At 72.0% G+C, this 2,145-nt stretch carries 2 protein-coding genes; both read right to left on the bottom strand.

Annotated elements, in window-relative coordinates:
* Positions 1-10 precede the first annotated feature (10 nt).
* Positions 11-1,318, bottom strand: a complete 1,308-nt coding sequence (gene mtaB, locus V7D28_RS15035; protein WP_333588191.1) for a tRNA (N(6)-L-threonylcarbamoyladenosine(37)-C(2))-methylthiotransferase MtaB — start codon at positions 1,316-1,318, stop codon at positions 11-13.
* On the bottom strand, positions 1,315-2,145 hold an 831-nt coding region (gene dapF, locus V7D28_RS15030; protein WP_333588190.1), incomplete at its 5' end, for a diaminopimelate epimerase. The genes dapF and mtaB, both read right to left, overlap by 4 nt.

Here is a 2,145-nt window from a genome sequence, read left to right as displayed (position 1 = left end):
TTCCGCGGCCCTATTCCGCGGCCAGGGGGGCGAGAACGGCGGCCTTCGCCTTGCCGCCGGCATGACCGGTTATCTGGAGCTGGGCGATCTGGCCCACAGGGGCAGCGCCTTCAAAAGCGATCTCGGTGAAGTCCGGCGCGCGCGCGATCCCGGGTCGCTCCACCAGGGCGTCCACCGTCCGGCCCACCTGGCGGTCCAGGTGCCGTGACAGGGCCGCCTCGCCGGCCTGGCGCAGGGTCGCGGCCCGGGCCTTGACCACCGCGCGCGCCAGCTGAGGCATGCGCGCGGCCGGCGTGCCCGGACGGGGGCTGAAGGGAAAGACGTGCAGGAAGGCGAGACCCGCCTCCTCCACCAGGGCCAGGGTGTTGGCGAACATGGCCTCGGTCTCGGTGGGGAAACCGGCGATCAGGTCGGCGCCGAACGCCACGTCAGGGCGAACGGCCCGCACCTCCTCCACAAGACGCAGCGCGTCGGCCCGGCTGTGGCGGCGCTTCATGCGCTTGAGGATCATGTCGTCGCCGGCCTGCAGGGACAGGTGCAGATAGGGCGCCAGCCGCTCTTCCTCGGCAAACAGGCGCAGGAGGTCGCGGTCGATCTCGGCCGCGTCGATGGACGACAGCCGCAGCCGGGGCAGGGCCGGAACCAGCCGCAGGATGCGGCCCACGAGCTGGCCCAGCGTCGGCGCGCCCGGCAGGTCGGCGCCCCAGCTGGTGACGTCCACGCCGGTCAGCACCACCTCGGCATAGCCCTCGGCGGCCAGGCGGCGGACCTGCTCCACCACCTCGCCGGCGGGCGCGGAGCGGGAGTTTCCCCGGCCATAGGGGATGATGCAGAAGGTGCAGCGGTGGTCGCAGCCGTTCTGCACCTCCACATAGGCCCGCGCCCGGTCCTTCAGGCCGTCGATGAGGTGGCCGGCGGTCTCGCGCACGCTCATGATGTCGTTGACGCGGACCTTGCCCTCGGCGGGCCGATCCAGATAGGCACCGGGCGCGCTCTTCTCGGCGTTGCCCAGGACCAGGTCCACCTCGTCCATGGCGGCGAAGGCGGCGGGATCGATCTGGGCCGCACAGCCGGTGACGATGAGACGGGCCTCGGGGCGCTCGCGGCGGGCCTTGCGGATGGCCTGGCGGGCCTGGCGCACGGCTTCGTTCGTCACCGCGCAGGTGTTGAAGACGATGGCCCCGGTCAGGCCGTCCTCGCCCGCCCGGGCGCGGATGACCTCGCTCTCATAGGCGTTCAGCCGACAGCCGAAGGTGACGACCTCCACCCCGTCGGCCGCCAAGGCCGCCGGAGCCGCCTCATCCAGAGGGTCGCTCACGGCAGGGTTCCGGTGAAGTCGATGCTGGCCGGGCCGGTCATGATCACATGGCCGTCGTCTTCCCGCCATTCGATGGTCAGGTCGCCGCCGTCCAGCTCCAGCCGCGCCTTGCGCCCGGTCAGGCCGCGCCGGGCGCAGGCCACCAGGGCGGCGCAGGCGCCGGTGCCGCAGGCCTTGGTCAGGCCCGCCCCCCGTTCCCAGACGCGCAGCCGGATATGGTCGCGGGCCTTGACCTGGGCGAAGCCCACATTGACGGCCTCGGGAAACAGGCGGTGGTGCTCGATCATCGGGCCGACCTCGCGCACCGGGGCGGTCTCGATGTCGTCCACGAAGAAGACCACGTGCGGATTGCCCATGGAGACGCAGCCTGGCGTATGCAGCAGGGGCGCGTCGATGGGTCCGACCTGCAGCTCGACGCCCCGGGTGTCCATGGGTTCGGCCAGGGGGATGTCCTGCCAGCCCAGGCCCGGCTCGCCCATGTCGACACTGACCAGATGGTCGCCGGCCCGGCGGGCCACCAGGCGGCGGCCGCTCACCTCCATGACCGCCTCGTCCTTGCCGGAGGCCTGCATGATCAGCCAACCCACGCAGCGGGTTCCGTTGCCGCAGGCGCCCACCTCCTCGCCGTCGGCGTTCCAGAACCGCACCCGGGCGTCGAAGCCCCGGGTGGAGGGGGCGATGGAAACCAGCTGGTCGCAGCCGATCCCGCGCTCGCGATCGGCGATGGCGCGCACCTCTTCGGCGGTGGGCTCGAAGGGCTGGTCCCGGGCCTCGACCACGACGAAGTCGTTGCCGAGCCCGTTCATCTTCAGGAACGGACGGCTCAT

The organism is Phenylobacterium sp. (genome assembly GCF_036723115.1).
Taxonomy (GTDB): domain Bacteria; phylum Pseudomonadota; class Alphaproteobacteria; order Caulobacterales; family Caulobacteraceae; genus Phenylobacterium.
The sequence above is the reverse complement of the archived record's forward strand: the minus strand, read 5'-3'. Positions and strand labels throughout refer to the sequence as shown.